This is a genomic window from Kitasatospora sp. NPDC091207 (assembly GCF_044768625.1).
Taxonomy (GTDB): domain Bacteria; phylum Actinomycetota; class Actinomycetes; order Streptomycetales; family Streptomycetaceae; genus Kitasatospora.
In genome coordinates this window covers 243790-261286 of sequence record NZ_JBIVVS010000009.1, presented here as the reverse complement: position 1 = coordinate 261286, position 17497 = coordinate 243790, and the positions used below count along the sequence as shown (strand labels likewise).

The 17497-nt window shown below is 75.0% G+C and carries 13 protein-coding genes; 6 read left to right on the top strand and 7 right to left on the bottom strand.

From position 1 onward, the window contains the following. Positions 1-24 precede the first annotated feature (24 nt). A complete protein-coding gene (locus ACIQTO_RS18175) occupies positions 25-642 on the bottom strand; it encodes a class I SAM-dependent methyltransferase (protein WP_402388601.1) in 618 nt (205 codons plus the stop codon). A 269-nt stretch (positions 643-911) separates the two neighbouring features. Then, positions 912-1469 carry a CGNR zinc finger domain-containing protein gene (locus ACIQTO_RS18170; protein WP_402388600.1) on the bottom strand — a complete coding sequence of 186 codons (558 nt, stop codon included), beginning with the start codon at positions 1467-1469 and terminating at the stop codon, positions 912-914. Between the two features lie 73 nt (positions 1470-1542). On the opposite strand from ACIQTO_RS18170, the gene ACIQTO_RS18165 reads away from it, so the two are divergent. Both ACIQTO_RS18165 and ACIQTO_RS18160 read left to right on the top strand, forming a co-directional pair. Further along, positions 1543-3096, top strand: coding sequence for an MFS transporter (locus ACIQTO_RS18165; RefSeq protein ID WP_402388599.1), 1554 nt, complete (start codon positions 1543-1545; stop codon positions 3094-3096). A gap of 320 nt (positions 3097-3416) precedes the next feature. Then, positions 3417-4097, top strand: a complete 681-nt coding sequence (locus tag ACIQTO_RS18160; RefSeq protein WP_402388598.1) for a hypothetical protein — start codon at positions 3417-3419, stop codon at positions 4095-4097. A gap of 80 nt (positions 4098-4177) precedes the next feature. Here ACIQTO_RS18160 and ACIQTO_RS18155 read toward each other — a convergent pair whose 3' ends face one another. From ACIQTO_RS18155 to ACIQTO_RS18140, 4 genes are all read right to left on the bottom strand, one after another. Beyond that, entirely contained in the window at positions 4178-6307 is a 2130-nt protein-coding gene (locus ACIQTO_RS18155; RefSeq protein WP_402388597.1) for an acyltransferase family protein, read from the bottom strand. Positions 6308-6594: 287 nt separating this feature from the next. Further along, on the bottom strand, positions 6595-8364 hold the full coding sequence (locus ACIQTO_RS18150; protein ID WP_402388596.1) for a glycosyltransferase family 2 protein: 1770 nt from the start codon (positions 8362-8364) through the stop codon (positions 6595-6597). 179 nt (positions 8365-8543) lie between these two features. Beyond that, positions 8544-9143: a GNAT family N-acetyltransferase gene (locus ACIQTO_RS18145; RefSeq protein ID WP_402388595.1), complete on the bottom strand. Its 600-nt coding sequence runs from the start codon at positions 9141-9143 to the stop codon at positions 8544-8546. 136 nt (positions 9144-9279) lie between these two features. Beyond that, positions 9280-10695, bottom strand: a complete 1416-nt coding sequence (locus tag ACIQTO_RS18140; RefSeq protein ID WP_402388594.1) for a phytoene desaturase family protein — start codon at positions 10693-10695, stop codon at positions 9280-9282. Positions 10696-10974: 279 nt separating this feature from the next. Here ACIQTO_RS18140 and ACIQTO_RS18135 point away from each other — a divergent pair, with 279 nt between their 5' ends. The 4 genes from ACIQTO_RS18135 to ACIQTO_RS18120 all read left to right on the top strand — a co-directional run bounded on the left by ACIQTO_RS18135 (position 10975) and on the right by ACIQTO_RS18120 (position 15860). Next, positions 10975-11940 carry a lysozyme gene (locus tag ACIQTO_RS18135; protein ID WP_402388593.1) on the top strand — a complete coding sequence of 322 codons (966 nt, stop codon included), beginning with the start codon at positions 10975-10977 and terminating at the stop codon, positions 11938-11940. Positions 11941-12400: 460 nt separating this feature from the next. Beyond that, positions 12401-14869 carry a PKD domain-containing protein gene (locus tag ACIQTO_RS18130; protein ID WP_402388592.1) on the top strand — a complete coding sequence of 823 codons (2469 nt, stop codon included), beginning with the start codon at positions 12401-12403 and terminating at the stop codon, positions 14867-14869. A gap of 267 nt (positions 14870-15136) precedes the next feature. Beyond that, the gene (locus ACIQTO_RS18125) at positions 15137-15505 is read left to right on the top strand and encodes a PRC-barrel domain-containing protein (protein ID WP_402388591.1); all 369 of its coding nucleotides are present in this window, start codon (positions 15137-15139) and stop codon (positions 15503-15505) included. A gap of 82 nt (positions 15506-15587) precedes the next feature. Beyond that, entirely contained in the window at positions 15588-15860 is a 273-nt protein-coding gene (locus ACIQTO_RS18120) for a hypothetical protein (RefSeq protein WP_402388590.1), read from the top strand. Positions 15861-15939: 79 nt separating this feature from the next. On the opposite strand, the gene ACIQTO_RS18115 is transcribed toward ACIQTO_RS18120, so the two are convergent. Further along, positions 15940-17388: a WGR domain-containing protein gene (locus ACIQTO_RS18115; protein ID WP_402388589.1), complete on the bottom strand. Its 1449-nt coding sequence runs from the start codon at positions 17386-17388 to the stop codon at positions 15940-15942. Positions 17389-17497 lie beyond the last annotated feature (109 nt).

Here is a 17497-nt window from a genome sequence, read left to right as displayed (position 1 = left end):
CCCGACGGGCCCCGGCGGACGGCCTCACGGCAGCCGGGTGGCCGTCCGTTCGAAGCCGAGGAGGCTCCAGCTCACGCCCGGGCGGCCGTGCAGGTCGGCCCGGGCGGCGCGGGTGAGCAGGTCCAGGCCGTGCCGCCGGCCGAGGGCGACGGTCTCGTCGGCCGAGACGTCGAACATCCGGCGGCCGGGCGGGACGGGCCCGTGGCGGAGTGAGAGCAGCACCCGACCGGCGGGCGCGAGCAGCCCGGCGAGCGCCCCCATCGCCGAGCGGCGCTCCCGGTCGTCCAGATGCATCCACACGGCGGTCAGCAGGATCAGGTCGAAGCGCTCGCCCGAGGCCCTGAGGACAGCCACCTCGGGCAGCGCGTCGTCCACCCAGCGGATGGCGCTGCCGGCGTGGATCCGCCGGCCGATCCGGCGCAGTTCCGCCGTCGGTTCCGCCGCCACCACCCGGTGACCGAGGGCGGCCAGGGCGGCCGCGTCCCGGCCGGTGCCGGCCCCGATGTCGAGGACGGCACTCGGTGCCCCGGGCAGGAGGGGCAGCAGTTCACGGTGCACCTGTGCGAAGGTCACCTCCTCGTACTGCACGGCGAGTTGCTCCGCCGCCTCGGCATAGCCCTCGGTGCCGGCCGGTCCGTTCACGGTCCCCCCTGACGTGTCGGGCGGTTCCGGTCGGGCCGGGTCGCCCGCCGCCGCCAGAACGATCTTCCCCTGTCGGCGAGGCTGTGTGCCGTCGGGCAGCCGGGCAGCCGGGCAGCCGGTGATCCTGCGTGAGCACGGCCGGTACCGTCCGGCCCGCCGCGCCCCGGACCGCGCCCCGGACCGGGCTCCGGGCGCGGACCGCGGCCGCCTTCGGGCGGGGCGTCGGGCGGTGGTCCGTGGGCCGGCACCGGACCGGCTCCCGCACCTGTTCACCGCTGTGACGTGGCGTCTGCCCGCTTGCGGCGGCGGTGGTCGGCGACGCGGGCGCGGGATGCGCAGGTGGCCGAGCAGTAGCGGCGCGGGCTGCCGGGGCCGGTGCCGAGGTAGAGGGTGCGGCAGGTCGGAGCCGCGCACTCGCCCCAGGTGGCGCGGCCGTGCTCGGTGAGGATCTGCGCCAGGGCCAGCGCGCTGGAGGCCAGGAACCAGTCGGCCCATCCCGCGTCGCCGCGGTCGACGTGCAGGTGCCAGGGGTGACCGTCGTGCCGGGACAGGCGGGGGGCGGCGGCGTGGTCGGCCAGCATCGCGTTGAGGGCGACGGCGGCCCGGTCGGTGTCGCCCTCGGTGAGGATGCCGGCGATCCGCAGGGCGGCGTCCCTGAGTTCCCGCAGATCCGCGTCGGACAGGGCCGCCGCGGAGAGGTCCCGCGGATCCTCGCCGTGGCGCGTCAGGAGCGGCACCGCCACCTCGCGGGGCAGGCCGGGGTGGGCACGAACGGCGTTGGCGAGGTCGATGAGGCGCTGGGCGGCCTGGAAGCCCTGGGTTCTCACGTCTGCGCTCCCGGTTCCTCGGCCTGGACGCCGCCCGCCACCCGGATACCGGCACCCTCCACTGTAACGTCTTGTGCCAACAACCCGTTACACCCTGGAGATGGCGATGTCGGAGCGGTCGCGCGTGCCGCGCTACCTGGTGACGGCGTTCTTCGCGCGGCTGGCCGACGAGGGCGTGGCGGTGGCGGTGGTCATGCTGGCCGTGCACCGCACCGGCGGTGCCGCGCAGGGGGCGCTCGTCCTGACAGCCTGGATGGCCCCGCACGTCCTCGCGGCCCCGCTCACCGGCGCGGTGGCCGCCCGCTCCCGCCGGCCCCGGCTCTTCTACGCCGGCGCGTTCGCCGGCTTCGCGCTGGCGATCGCCGCGCTGGCGGCCGGCATCGGCCGCGCACCCCTTCCCCTGGTCCTCACCGTCGCCGCGGCCGGCGGGTGCTGCGGGCCGATCGTCTCCGGCGGACTCTCCGGTCTGATCACGCGGTTGGTACCGGCCGGCCCGGGGCGGGACCGCGCCTACGCGTGGGACGCCGTGCTCTACAACGCCGCCGCCGTCGCCGGCCCCGGAACCACCGGGCTCGTCGCCTCCGCACTGTCCCCGGCCGCGGCGCTGCTCGTCCTCTCGACGGCCGCGGCCTGCGCCTGCGCGCTGACACCGCTGCTCCCGCTGCGCGCCGGCGCCGAGGGCCCGCCGGTGGCGACGACCCGGCTGCGCAGGGACCTGGCCGACGGGATGTCGACGGTGTGGCGGGAGAGGGAACTGCGCGCCATCACGGCCGCGACCTGTCTGGCCTTCACCGGCATCGGCGCGCTCACCACCACCGGCGTCCTGCTCGCCACGGGCCTGGGGAGCGCGGGCGGAGGAGGCGTGCTGATGACCGCGTTCGCGGTCGGCGCCCTGGCCGGGACGCTCGGCACCACCCGGCCGCGGCCCGCCGTGCCCCCGCGACGGCTGGCCGTCATCGGCCTGCTCGCCACCGGCATCGGGCTCGCCGCCGCGGCGCCGGCCCCCGCCGTCCCGGTCGCGGCGGCCTGCTTCGCCGTCGCCGGCGCCGGGGACGGTCTCGTCCTCACCGCGACCCTGCGCATCCGCGCCGAGCACGCGCCGGCGCGATGGCGGACGCAGGTGTTCACCATCGGCGCCGGGCTGAAGATCTCCGCCGCCGCCGGCGGCTCCGCTCTCGGCGGTCTGGCCACCGCGAGCACCGCCCACTGGTACGTGACCGGTATCGCCGTCCTGCAAGCGGCCGGAGCACTGCTGTACACCCTGGTCGGACGCGGTGCGCCCGGCACGACGTCAACGCGTCACCGGAGGCCGCTTCACCGGGCGCACCACGATGACGCGGCGGCCTCCCGGTCCTGGAGGCCGGGGAGCCCACCGAAGGGACCTGGTACCGGCCGACGCCCGGTCACCCTCCGGTCAGGCCTCGCCGGGGTGCCAGGCCGGCCACTCCCAGGGCCGGTCGACCCAGTGCACCCGGGCCTCGTCACGGGGATCGAGGTCGGGGAAGAGCTGGTGAACGCGCGGCTCGAACTCCTCCGGGGCCAGTGGCTCCCAGCCGTGCCCCTCGAAGTGGACCAGCCGGTAGCGGCTGTCGGTCCGGAACTCGGCGACCTCGACCAGGGGCTTTGACGTGCTGTTCGTTTCCATGCCCCCAGCATGTGGCGGACCTCCGGCGCCCGCACCCGGGGTACGGCAGGGGGGCGTACGGCCGGGAACGGGCCGCGGAAGAGAACCCCCTTCCGGGTCATGTCCCGGCGTCGGCGCGCTCGTTGAGTACGGCGAACGGGTCCGCGATCGGTCTCCGTCGGCAACAGCGACAGCGACGACGGCGACCGCCGGGCAGGAGCTCGACGACGGCCCGGACAGCAGCGCCGCGGCGACGGCGACCGCAGGAGCGGCAGAGGTTCGACAGCGGTTCGACAGCGGTTCGGCAGCAGGAGGACGAAGGCATGAGCGGGCAACGCGGCGACGGGCAGTGGCAGTGGCCGACACAGGCATGGGAGCCGCCGCCGGTACCCGTCGCACCGCCACCACCCGCACCGGCGGCGGCACCCGTACCACCGCCGCCCGCCACCGCGCCGCCGGCCCGGCAGATGTCCCGCCGGGCCTGGGGGGCGGCGGCCGCCGGGATCGTCGCCGTGCTGGCGTCCGTCCTGGTGATGTGCGGTCCCGGCTCGGGCGACGAGCTGTCCGGGGTGGTGGCGTTCCCCGACGCCTCCCCGTCCCCTTCGCCGTCACCGTCGCCGTCGGTGCCCTCGGTCCCCGACCTGCTGCCGGTACCGGCACTGTCGACCGCCACCCCGGGCCCGACGCCGACCGCCGCTCCGGGCGCTGCTCCGGAAGCGGCGCCCGGAGCGGAACGGGCCGGAGCGGACGGCGCCCCCGGGGCGGCCCGGTCCGCCGGTGCCCGGCCGAAGCCGAGCCGGACGCCCCAGCCGGCGCCGGCCCGCAGCCCGGTGGCCCCGGGAGCGACGCCGCCGCCGGCTCCGGCACCGTCGCCCGCCCCGGGCGCGGCCCCGGGCGGAGCGACCACGGCCGGCGACGGCTCGATCTGCGACCGGGCCGAGCGCTTCGGACGGTGGCCGGCCGGCTCGGAGCAGGCCCGGCTCTGCCACAGCATCTACGGCTGAGCGGTCCAACGGGCCCACGGCCGGACAGGTTCACGACGGTGCGGCGGAAACCGGCCGCACCGTCGTGCTCACCCGGCAGGTCACCCCGCCGGCAGCAGCCCCTGGTCCAGCCGGGGCGCGAGCACCCTGGCCAGGGTGTCGGTGATGTGCCCGGAGTCCCGGTAGAGCACCACACCCTCCAGTACCGCCGGGCAGTCCGGCCCGGTCCCGGGGCAGAGCAGCGGCCCGAGGTCCAGCACCCGGACGCGGTAGCGGTCGGCGAGCCCGGTGTCGAGCAGCGGGTCCTGCTCGAAGGCCGTCTCGCGGGGGAAGAAGCAGGCGTCCGAGCGACCGTCCGAGGCCGCCAGGCAGGTCGGGATGTCCTTGCCGGGCATCGGCGTGTCGCCCAGGTAGGCGAGCGGCGCGCCGATGGCCGAGAGGCGGTCCAGCGTGCGGCTCCACCCCTCGGCGCGCTCCGCCTGGCTGCCGTACCGGTTGAGGCCGGCCATCACGATCAGACGCGGCTTGGGACCGGTGGCCAGCCTGGTGAGGGTGTTCTCGCGCCAGCGGTCGCACTCCTCGAAGGTCCGGCCGAGGACGTTGTTGCGCACGGTCAGGGTGGCCAGCGGGCAGCCCGGCTTGACCAGCACCTCCAGTGCCCAGTGGCGCTGTTCGGCCAGGGCCAGCGCGCCCGAGATCCACTGCCCCGCGTGCGAGTCGCCGATCAGCACGATCCGGTCGGGGCTGTTCTCGGTGCCGAACAGGCAGCGCGGGCTGCTGTCGGCGCCGAGCGCGATCTCGCAGCCCCGGCCCGGGGGGAAGTCCTCGCGGGCCCGGGCCAGCGAGGGCGTGAGGCTCAGGACCCGGCTGCCGGGGGCCAGCAGGGCCGGGCCGTCGACGGCGCCGGCCGGGACGGCCACCGGTCCTCCGGTGTCACCGAGCGCCCGGACGGTCCCGCCGCCCAGGGTCAGCGCGGCGATCAGCGGGATCACCAGCGCGCTGGCCCCGACCGCCAGGCCCCGGCGCGGCGCCGGGCTGCTGCCGTAGCGCAGCGGCTGCTCGACCAGTCGCATGGTCAGCCAGGCCGGGAGCGCGCTCGCGGCGGTGAGCGCGACCAGCGTGGTCCAGGGCAGGGCGCCGTAGCGGGCCTGGGCGATGGTCAGGACCGGCCAGTGCCAGAGGTACCACGCGTAGGAGAGCCGGCCGGCGGCCCGCAGCGGACGGACGGCGAGCAGCCGGCCCACGTCGGCGGCGCCGAGCGCGCGGTGCGCCGGACCGGCGAGCAGCACGGCGGCGGTGCCGAGGACGGGCAGCAGCGCGGCACTGCCGGGGAAGGGGGTGTTGCGGTCGTACCGGAAGACCGCGACCGCGACCGCCGCCGCGCCGCCCCAGCCGAGCAGGCGCAGGGCCCAGCCGACCGGCCGGCCGGAGCCGCCGGCCCGGGGCAGCCACCGGGCCAGGGCCGATCCGAGCATGGCGGCGCACGCTCCGGCGGCGAACTCCCAGAGCCGGCTGCCGGTGGAGAAGTAGCCGAGCGGCGCGGAGCCGGCCGTCCAGCGGATGCAGAGCAGCAGCGAGACGCCGCCGATCGCGGTGGTCGCGACGGCGATCGCGACGGTACGACGACGCCCTGTCAGCCAGCGGGCGAGGCCGAGCAGCAGGACGCCCCAGAGCAGGTAGAACTGGTTCTCCACGCCGAGCGACCAGAAGTGCTGGAGCGGGCTCGGGTCGCGTTCGGCGCCGAGGTAGTCGGTCTGCTGGCCGACGAACCGCCAGTTGGCGAACTGACCGGCGGACGCGATCAGGTCGCGGGCCAGGTCGGTACCGCGCAGCGGGTCGAGCAGCGCGCCGCCGGCGAGCGCGGTGGCGACCAGGACGACGGCGGCGGCGGGCAGGATACGGCGGGCCCGGCGCGCGGCGAAGTCCCGGAGGCCGATCGGGCGGGCGAGCAGCAGGCCGGTGATCAGGAATCCGGAGATGACGAAGAAGATGTCGACGCCGACGTAGCCGCCGGTGAAGGCCGGCACCGCGGAGTGGAAGGCGAGGACGGCGAGGACGGCGATGCCGCGCAGTCCCTCGATGTCGGAGCGGAAGGCCGCCCGCTTCCGGGGCTCCTCGGCCGGCTGGGCCGCCACGGCGGCGGCCGGGTTCAGCTGCACGAGGTCGAGCGCCCGGTCGGGGTGGGCGGCCACCCCGGCGGCCACCCCGGGGGCGGTCGCGGCGGCGGTCACGGCTGCAGGACCAGCAGCCGGAGGACGAACGGGAACGGGTACGGCGCGCGACGGTTCGGCGCTCGGTGGTACGGCCGTTGACACGGCGGGGCTCCTTGCAGTGCTGGCAGCGGGGGTTCGGGCACCGCCGGGCCGATGGGGCGGCCGGGCGGCGGGGTCCGCGCCGGTGGGGCGACGCGCAAGGGAAGCGGCAGGGACGCGCAGGGAGAGGTGGAGCACAACCAGGTGAGGCACAAGCAGGTGGAGCGCAAGCGGGTAGGGCGGGAGCGGCGCGGGCCGGACAGCCCTCAGAACAGCAGCGGATCGGCCCAGCCGGAGGCCAGCAGACCGCAGAGCAGCAGGACGGCGCTGACGGCGACGGCCTCGGCCCGGCCGAAGCGCAGATCGGCGGCGGCCCGGTCGGCGGCCGCCCGGTCGGCAGCGGCCCGGTCGGCGGGGGTCGCGCCGAGAGCGGCCCGGTCGGACGGGCGCCGAGCGGGCGCGGCGACCTCGCCGCCCTTGCCGCCGCGCAGCAGCGGCCAGAGCGACCGGATGAGCGGGATCATCGTGTGGGCGGTGAGCCCGAGCAGCCCGATGAGCGCCCAGTACGGCTGCCACCCGTGCAGCGCGACGGCCCGGCCGAGGCCCACGGCGCCGGCGAGCACGACGAGGCCGAGCCAGGCCACCCCGATCCTGGCGACCGTGCGGGCCAGCGAACTGCCGCCGGAGACGGCGCCGGTGGGCACCCAGTCGGCGCTGCGGCGGCGCAGCGCGTGCGCGATGGCGACCACGTGGCAGAGTCCGCCCAGGAGTTGGACCCGGGTGACCTCGAAGCGCCAGCGGGTGCGGGACATCGCGGGCAGCAGGACGAGGGCGACCCAGATCGGCGGCAGGAACGGCAGGACCTGCCAGGGCTCGATCTCGTCGGGCGCGAAGAACAGCATGATCAGGGCCGGCAGCGGGATGGCGAAGACGTTCACCGCGCTGGTGAGGTAGCCGAGGATGCCGTTCCAGAAGCAGAGCCGGGCCGAGCGGCTGAGCGGCCCGCTGCGGAAGCCGGGGTCACCGACCAGGGCGAGCGAGCCGAGGCACCAGCGGTACTGCTGGCTGATGAAGGCGGGCAGGCCGGTGGGCGACATGCCCTTGGCGACCAGCGCGGGGACGTAGCGGGTGGTCCACCCGGCGCGGGCCAGCGAGAGGCCGGTGTAGAGGTCCTCGCTGTGGTCGATCTCGGCGAAGCCGCCGACCCGCTCCAGCGCGGCGCGCCGGTAGAGCGCGTTGGTGCCGCAGCAGACGGTGCCGTCCTGGGCGTCCCGGGAGGGCTGGATCCAGCGGTAGAAGATCTCCTGGGTCGCTCCGGCGGCCCGCTCCAGCCACGACATGTCCGGGTCGGTGTCGAAGCACTGGGGGCTCTGCACGATGCCGACCTCGGGGGTGTCGAGGTAGGGCACCAGGTGGCGCAGGAAGTCCGGGCGCGGGCAGAAGTCGGCGTCGAGGACGGCGATGATGTCGCCGTTGCCCTCGGCCAGGCCGTGGTTGAGGTTGCCGGCCTTCTTGAACCGGCCCCGGTCGGGCCGGGCCCGGTACTGGAAGCCGTAGGACTCGGCGAGTTCGCGGACCTCGGGGCGGGCGGCGTCGTCCAGGACCAGGACGGTCAGCGCACCCGGCCAGCGGACGGCGGCGGTGTGGCGGTAGGCGTTGTCCAGGACGGCCAGCGGTTCACCGGCGGTCGGCAGCAGCACGTCGACACCGGGGTACCGGGCCGGCTGCCAGGCGCGCAGCAGCAGGTCGTGCGAGTCACGGGTGAAGCGGCGGGCGCGCTGGCCGTCGGCGAGCGAGAGCAGCCAGGTGACGGCGTTGAGGACGGTCAGCACCAGGAAGGGCCAGAGCAGCGGCCGGCTGAGCGCGAAGAGGCCGAGCGTGACGGTGGCGCCGGTGTAGGAGAGGGTGGCGCAGAGCAGCACCCAGCGGCGCTGCGGGCCGAAGTACCAGTAGAGCTCCTGATCGTCGGGCGGGCTGGGCAGGCGCATCGAGTCGTCCGCGACGGTGCGGCGCGGGTCGGCATCGGATGCGGGCATGGCGGTGCCATGGAGTACGGGCATGCGGAGATGGCCCCCCTGGGCTCGGACGGAACGTGGCCGTTCGTCCGTCAGCCTCTCACATTGGCCTAGACCAATCATGAACGAGGTATGACATCTCCACATCGCCGCAGGTCAGGACTTTGACATTGCGTCACTGCCCTGATCAATCGTCACTATTACTGTTCGGTAAGGTCCTTCACCAGCTTCTCGAACCGCAGGTCGGGGCGGCGCGGGACCCCGAAGCGCTCGTCGCCGTAGGGGAACGGCGAGTGGATTCCGGTGCGGTGGAAGCCGCGGCGCTCGTACCAGGCGATCAGGTCGGCACGCTGCTCGATCACCGTCATCTCCAGCTCGACCGCGCCCCACTCCTCCCCCGCGATCCGCGCGGCCTCCGCCAGCACGGCCCGCCCGACGCCGCCGCCCTGCCGGCCGGGGCTCACCGAGAACATGCCGAAGTAGGCCGTCCGGCCACGGCGTTCGAGCTGGCAGCAGGCGACCAGTTCGCCGGCCCGCTCGACGAGCAGCACCACGCCCTCGGGGTGGGTGACGGCGGCGGTGACGCCCTCGACATCGGTGCGCTGGCCGTCCAGCAGGTCGGCCTCGGTGGTCCAGCCCGCCCGGCTGGCGTCGCCGCGGTAGGCGGACTCGACGAGGGCGAGCAGCGCGGGCACGTCGGCCACGGTCGCGGTACGGAAGGCGAGGGTCTCCGCCTCGGGCCGGGCGGTGTCCGGGGTGGTCGCGGGCACGGTAGTCCTCTTCTCGCTGGGGGACGGCATCCGTTCGTCTGCCGACTCCTCGCATCGTGCCACAGCGGCCCCGGCCACCCTCCGTGACGACGACCACCCCGACGCCCACCCGGACAACGGCCCGGTCGGCGGCCCCGCCGAGGGCCCGGACGCCGGCGCCGGCGCGTCACCCGGGCGCGCGGCGCAGGGCGGCGCGGGCCGCGTTGGCACCGCACATGCCGTGCACCCCGGCGCCCGGCGGCGTCGCCGCCGAACAGAGGAAGACGCCGGGGACGCCCGTGTCGTACGGGTGCGGCGTGACCCTCGGACGCAGCACCGTTTGGACGGGGCCGTTGGCGCCGGTGCAGATGTCCCCGCCGACGTAGTTGGCGTTGCGGCGGTCCAGCTCCCGGGGCGTCGTGGCGACGGAGGCGACGATCCGGTCCCGGAAGCCCGGCGCGAACCGCTCGATCCCGGCGACGAGCACCTCCCGCGCGTCGCCGGGGTAGCCGTGCGGCACATGCGCGTAGGCGTGGACCGGGTGGATGTCGCCGGCCGACCGGCCGGGGTCGGCGAGGTACTGCTGGGCCACCACCAGGAAGGGGCGCGGCGGCATCCTCCCCCGGGCCACCTCCCGTTCGGCGAAGGCCACCTCCTCCAGGGTGCCGCCGACGTGGACGGTGCCGGCCCGGCGGCAGTCCGGGTCGCGCCACGGGACGCCGCCCGCCACCGCGAAGTCCGTCTTGAAGGCCGCCGGTCCGTGCCGGTACCGCAGGTACGCGCGGCGGACGGGCGGCGGCAGCGCCGCACCGCAGATCGCCGCGGCCGCGGCGGGGGCCACGTCGAGCAGGACCAGCGGGCACGGGCGCAGCTCGGCCAGCGAGACCACCCGGACCCCGGTCTCGACGCGACCGCCCAGCTCGCGCAGCCGCCCGGCCAGGGCCGCCGTGATCGCTCCCGAGCCGCCCTCGGCGACCGGCCAGCCGCCGTGGTGCGCGGCGGCGATCAGCAGGAGGCCGGCCGCGGCGGTCAGCGGCCGGTCCAGGGGCTGGAAGCTGTGCGCCGCCGCCCCCGCGAAAAGGGCGCGGGCCCGTGCGGTGCGCCAGCGGCGGGCGAGCGCGGTCGCCGGCCACAGGGCCCGGGCGCCGAACCGGGCGAGCCGCACCGGGTGGGCGGGCACCCGGGGCAGCGGGCGCATGACGTCCTCGGCCAGTTCGTCGAAGCCGTCGGCCAGGCCGCCGAAGAGACGCAGCCACGCCGCCCCGTCCTGCCCCAGGGTGCGCGCGGTGGCCCGGGCGGACCGTACGGCGGTGGCCGCGTCGCCGCCGTCCAGGGGGTGGGCCAGGTCGATCTCGGGCAGGCACCAGCGCAGACCGTGCCGGGCGAGGTCGGCGGAGCGCAGGAACGGCGAGGCCACGCCGAAGGGGTGGACGGCGGAGCAGTGGTCGTGCAGCAGGCCGGGGAGGGTGGCCGCACCGCTCCTGGCACCGCCGCCGATCTCCGCCGCGGCCTCCAGGACGGTGACGGCGAGCCCGTGCTCGGCCAGCGTGACGGCGGCGGCGAGCCCGTTGGGCCCCGAGCCGACCACGATCGCGTCGCTCATGCCCCGGCCTCCCGTCGCGCCGTCGTCGCACCCGCCGGTCCACGGCCCCGCCGCACGCGAACCCACCCTGCCAGCCTGGCGGACGGCCCGGCCCGGCGCACGTCCTGGGCGGAGCGGAGGCGCTCCGTCCGACGGTGCCGCCCCCACCTGAGCGGTACCCCCACAGGGTGACCGGGGCACCTGGCCACCCTGGCGAGGACATGGCTAATCTGCTCCCGTCCGATTCAACTCCCGGGCACCAAAGGCCCCATGGGCCATCACCGGACCAGAGGAGTGTTCATGCTCAGCACTTCCCGCTCCGCCAGCCCCACCGGTACCGCCGCACCCTCGAAAACCCGCCGACTGCCCGTCCTCGCCGCACTCGCCGCAGCGGTCGCACTCGTCACCGGAGTGACCGCGCCGGCGTACGCGGCGGAGCCGGCGCCCGCGCCGGCCACCGGCGCGCAGACCACCGACGAACAGCCCGCCGACGCGCAGGCGACCGACGAGCAGGCCGGGGACGGCGGGCAGGCCGACCGGCGTCTCCCGGCCATCCACCCCGAGCGCGACTTCGCCGGCTCCACCGTCGCCGCCCACGAGGGAAGAGAGAGCACCTCGGGCGTCTTCGCCCTCGCCGCCACCCAGACCCCCGGACTGGACGTCTCCAGCTACCAGGGCAACGTCAACTGGGCCTCGGTGAAGGCGAACGGCGCCCGCTTCGGCTACGTCAAGGCCACCGAGGGCACCACCTACACGAACCCCTACTTCGCCCAGCAGTACAACGGCTCCTACAACGCCGGCCTGATCCGCGGCGCCTACCACTTCGCCCTGCCGGACCGTTCCTCCGGCTCGGCCCAGGCCACCTGGTTCGTGAACCACGGCGGCGGCTGGTCCCGCGACGGCAAGACCCTGCCACCGGCCCTCGACATCGAGTACAACCCCTACGGCGCCACCTGCTACGGCCTCAGCCAGAGCGCCATGGTCAGCTGGATCCGTTCGTTCAGCGACACCGTCCGCTCCCGCACCGGCCGCTACCCGACGATCTACACCACCACCAACTGGTGGTCCCAGTGCACCGGCGACAACGGCGGCTTCGGCGCCACCAACCCGCTCTGGATAGCGCGTTACTCCAGTGCGGTCGGCACCCTCCCGAACGGCTGGGGCTACCAGACCTTCTGGCAGTACGCCGACTCCGGCACCTTCCCCGGTGACCAGAACCTCTTCAACGGCGCCTACGACCGCCTCCAGGCCCTCGCCAACGGCTGACAGCCCTGACGTGGTGGTGTCGCCGGCGGATCCGACCCGTCCGGGGGCTGGGTCCCCGGCCGTCGGCGACACCCTCACGCTCCCGGCCCGTGCGGTACCGGCGTCACCCGGGGCGCCGGCCCTTTGCCTCGCCTTTCCCCGCGACGACACCCGCCCCGAAGGCGGCCGCGGCGCCGGAGCCACGCCCGCGGGCCCGTCCAGGCCCGGGCCGGAGGAGCACGGCGGGCCCCACCGGACCGGTCGTGACCTGCGACGCGGCCGGTCCGGCCGGACGTCCGGCGGGCGGCCCGGGGTGACCCGGCGCCAGGCACCCCGGTGCGGGGAGGCCACCGGCCGCTCTGGATAATGATCGCCTCGCCGTCGGCACGAATCGATCACACATTCCATCGGAACCTTCAGGACCTTCAGGACCTTCGGAACCGACGCGAGACGAGACGTCATTCTCCCGAGGAGACCAACTGTGTCCATCCGACGCCGCGTCGGCCTGGCCGCCGCCGTCGCGAGTTCCGCGGTCGCCGGCGCCGTACTGCCGATGACCGCCCACGCCGATTCCGGCGTGCTCTACGTCAACAACGCCGCCGGTGCCAACTGTTCGGACGCCGGCACGGGTACGGCCGCGCAGCCGTACTGCACCATCCAGGCCGCCGCCGACGCGGCACAGCCGGGTCAGACCGTCCAGATCGCACCGGGCGGCGGCTACCCGGAGCAGGTCACGGTCACCCGGTCCGGGCTCGCCGGCCGGCCGATCACGTTCAACGGTGAGCTGGTCTACAACTCCGCGACCATCCCCGTGGGTGTGCGGTCCTGGAGCGCGAACGCGCAGCCCGCCCCGCACGGCTTCGTCCTCGTGGGCGTGCACGACGTCACGGTGACGGGTCTGCAGATCGGCGGCCCGCAGGAGGGCGTGCTCGTCCAGGACTCCGAGCGGATCGTCCTCGACCGCAACGACGTGACCGCCGGCAACCCCGTCGACAACGGCGTCCGCGCGTACCCCGACGCGACCCCGGGCATCCGGATCACCGGCAGCAGCGCGGCGGTCACGGTGAGCCGCAGCGTCATCACCGGCGTGGGCACGGCCGGCGTGGCCGTCGAGCGCGGCGTCACCGGGGCCGTCGTCACCACCAACGAGGTGAGCGGCAACCCCGCCGAGGGCGTGCTGATCACCGACGCCCCGGGCACCGTGGTGGTAGCCAACACCTTCGCGAAGAACTGCGGGAGCGACCTGTCGCTGGCCGGGAACTCCTCGGGCGCGACGATCGAGAACAACATCATCTCCAAGCTCCCGGCCTTCGCCTGCGCCGGGGGCTTCCAGTCGCCGTTCGCCCCCCTGACGGTCTCGGCCGGTTCGACCGGCGGCACCAAGGCGGACTACAACGTCGTCGCGCCCGCCATCGGCGGGTCCGGCTACTCCTGGGGCGCGACGTCCTACACCAACGCGTACGAGTTCAAGGCCACCGGCCAGGGCGCGCACGACTACGGATTCGACCCGAAGCTGGGCACCGACCGCAGCGTCGCGACATGGCCGGCCGTCCCGAACCTCACACCGACCGCCGCCCACGGCGTGACGGACGCGGCCGACGCGTCGGCCCCCGGCATGCTGGACACCGACGCCTACGGCCGCCCGCGCGTCGACCACCCGAAGATCGCCAACACCGGTACCGGGAGCGGCTACGTCGACCGCGGGGCGGTCGAACTCCAGGAGACCATGGCCGTCTCGGTCTGGACGGCGCCGTACCCGACGGCCGGACAGCCGCTGAAGGCCCGGATCAGCTACTCCTACACGGGGGGCTGGGCGCCGGCCGGCGCCATGCTGGACTTCGGCGACGGCGGCTACCCGGTGCGGGCCCCGCTCGGGACCGCCTCCTTCGACCACGACTACCCGGCGCCCGGCCTCTACACGGTGACGCTCACCGCGACCAGCGAGACCGGCCTCACCCGCGCCTCGACCGCCACGGTGAACATCGCGCCGACCGGTGCCATCTGGGTGGACCCCACGGTCACCCAGGACGACCCCAACGTCGCCCGGCTCAAGGTCACGGACCGGAGCAGCAGCCCCTGGCCGGTGACCCGCTACCAGGTCGACTTCGGTGACGGCTCCGCCCCGGTGGTGACCGACGGCTCGGCCCCGCCGAACGGTCTGACCCACGACTACGGTGTCGCCGGCACCTACACGGTGACCGAGACCGTCACCGACGACCACGGCCGCACCGCGAGCAAGTCGGTGCAGCGCTACGTCACCGGCCCCCAGACGGGCCTGCCGTTCACGGGGTACTTCGCCGGCCCCAGCAGCCACCTCGGCCTGTTCGACAAGGGGCGGTGGGCACTGTCCACCCAGAAGGTGTCGGCCAAGCCCGGCACGATCTACCAGTTCGGTGGCCCGGGCGACCTCCCGGTGGTCGGCGCGTGGGACAACGCCTGCCAGTGCCGGCTGGGCATCTACCGCCCGAGCACCGGCACCTTCGCCCTGCAGCACGCCGACGGCACCGTCTCCGCGGTGCGGTTCGGTGAGCCGGGCGACCTCCCCGCGGTCGGCGCCTGGGACCACAACGGGCACGACCAGCTGGGCATCTACCGCCCGAGCACCAGCACCCTGGCGGTCCGGCACGACGACGGCTCGGTGACCGCGATGCGGTTCGGCGACGCCGGCGACATCCCGGTGGTCGGCGACTGGGACGGCGTGCGACACGCCCAGTTCGGGCTGTTCCGCCCCGGCCGCAACGCGGGCGACCCGAACCTGTTCATCCTGCGTCACGACGACGGCAGCGTCTCGACCGCCACCTACGGCGTCAAGGGCGACCTCCCCGTGGTCGGCGACTGGCTGGGCAAGGGCCGGACGACCTTCGGCGTGTTCCGCCCGACCACCGGGCTGTTCACCCTGAGCAACGCCTACGCGGGCCAGGCCGAGGTGTCGTTCTCGATCTACGCCTGATCCGGTGTCCGGCGGCCCGGGGTGCGGAGTTCTCGCGCCCCGGGCCGTCGGCGTCACCGTGGCCCGCCCCTTGCCGTCCGGTGACACCACGGTGACGGCCGGACCGCGCGAGGACCGCGACCGCACCCGTCCACCGGGCGGCCCGGCCGGGCCGCCGGGCATTCCTCCGCCTCACCCCGCATGAAGTCGGCGACCCGGGGCAGCCGATTCCGCGAGCGCCGCCGGGACACCCCCGGCACGGCACCAGTGTGCGGAAGGGAGACGGTTGTGAGCAGCGACGTCAACATCTGGGAGTTCCGTTCGACCTCCGGCTACGTCACCGGGTCCGACCTCGTCGACTTCCGGGTGGAAGCGGTCGACGGGCACATCGGCAGGATCGACAAGCTGTCCGAGCAGGCCGAGGCCCGGTACCTGGTGGTGGACACCGGCCCGTGGATCTTCGGCAAGCACGTCCTGCTGCCCGCCGGCACCGTCGTCCAGGTCGACTTCGAGGAGCGGAAGGCCTACGTCGACCGGACGAAGGACGAGATCAGGAACGGCCCGGAGTTCGACCGGCACCGGCACGACGACGACACCGACTACCAGGAGAAGTACGCGGGCTACTACGGTCCCTTCTACGGCGGACCGCTGATCTGACACCTGCCACCGGAAACGAAGCGACCGGACGGCCGCCCCCGGCAGCGGGGCGGCCGTCCGGTCCGGCACAGGGGAGGCAGCCATGGCGGAGATCCTCGGGGCGGACGGGCACACCGTCGACCTGACGGGCTACCGGGTCGACGGCCCGGACGGCCGGATCGGCCGGGTGGATCGCCACTCGGACTTCGTCGACGAGCGGCACCTGGTCGTCGACACCGGTCTCTGGGTGTTCGGCCGGGAGGTGACGGTGCCGATGAGCGCGGTCACGGACGTGGACGAGGACCGGCGCACCGTCCTGCTCACGCTCTCGCACGCGGAGATCGACCGCCTGTACCGCGCGGAGACCTCCGGCTGACCGGACGTCGCCGGGGCGGCCCGGCCCACCGCGGCCGGGCCGCCGCGGCGACCGCGTCCCCGGGCACGGGCCCCGTCGGCTACAGCAGGCGCTTGATGTCACCGCGCGCCCGGTAGAAGCCGCCGTCGCCCGACTCCAGCACCTCCGCCACCAGGTAGCGGGCTCCCGGTACCCGGATGTCCTTGGGGAACTGCACCCGGCGGCCCGCGTCGAACCCGGCGGACACCACCCGCACCCGCACCCGGCCGCCCTCCTGGACGCACTCCACCTCGATCCCCTCGGCCGCGCCCGCCGAGCCGGCGACCACCGACTCCGGTTCGGCGCCCGCCACGGCCGCCTGCCACCCGCTGCCGTCCACCTCGGCCACCTGCGGCACCCAGCCGTCCTGCGCCGCCGTCACCGCCTGCTCGCTCGCGTCCAGGCAGGCCAGCGACCCGTCGGTGGTCACCAGGTACAGCCGGTCGTCGCGGTACTGCATGCTGTACGCCGAGCCGCAGCCCGTGCCGAGCTTCCACAGCCGGGTGCCGTCGGCGGCGAAGCAGTAGACCGAGGAGTGGTTGTCCCCGGCGAACACGTACCGGCCGTCGGGCGAGGACGCGCAGGAGAACACCGCGGCGTCGCAGCGGTAGCGGGCGGCCTCCGAACCGTCGGCCTTGCGCAGCCGGTGGACCCAGCCGCGCGAGGTGCCGGCGAACACCTCGTCACGCTCCTGCCAGCCGAACAGCACGGCGCCCTCGGTCGGGGTGTGCCACACCGGTTCGCCGCCGCGGGCCGCGTAGCGCGCGACGCCGCGCGCGTGGCCGTGGTAGACGCCGTCGTCGTCGCAGCGCACCATCCAGCCGTCGGTGCCGGTGCCCTTGCGCCGCCACTGGAACTCGTCCTCGTGGTCGACGGTGGTGATGCCGCCGCGCGCGTCGGCGACCCCGAGCACGCCGTCGTGGATGTCCAGCCAGTAGATGTCCACGTCCTCGGCTATCTCGTACGCCACCCGAGGCACCTTCCCGCCCAGGTCGTACACCTTGCCGTCGTCGCACCCGGCGTAGATCCACCAGTCGTCGGCCACGATGCACTTGACCCCGTCGGGCAGCCCGTACCGGCCGGTGACCCGGCCGTCGTGGGTGAGGGTGTAGACGTCGCCGCGCTCGTTGCCGACCCAGGCGTGCTCCTCCCCGACGAAGATCCCGAACGCCGAGGCGCCCGAACGGAAACGCCACAGCACCGGCGCCTGACGGGCCGTCGACCCGCTGCTGACGATGGCCCGGCGGGTGACCGCCCGCCGCTGCCGCACCCCGCGCACCGCCGGGGCGTACCCCTTGCGGACCTTCTCCCCGAGCTTCTTCGCGGCGGCCGAGGCCGCCTTCTCCACCGTCGGGTAGGAGGTGGTCTTCTCCTGGCCGCTCTCGCCGATCCGCCCGTACCTGACGGTCACCGCCGTGCCGGCGACCCGGACCTCGTAGAACTTGTGCGCGCTGCCCGCGTCCTCGGACAGTTCCAGGTAGGTGACCTGCTCGTCGGCGGCGACTGGCATGGCATGGGCCCCTTTCGGGCGACGTTCGGAAGCGTCGTCGCGCGGGTCGCGCCCGCCGACACCGCACAAACTAGCCACCGCCACCGACAACGGACCGGGTGGGCCCCCG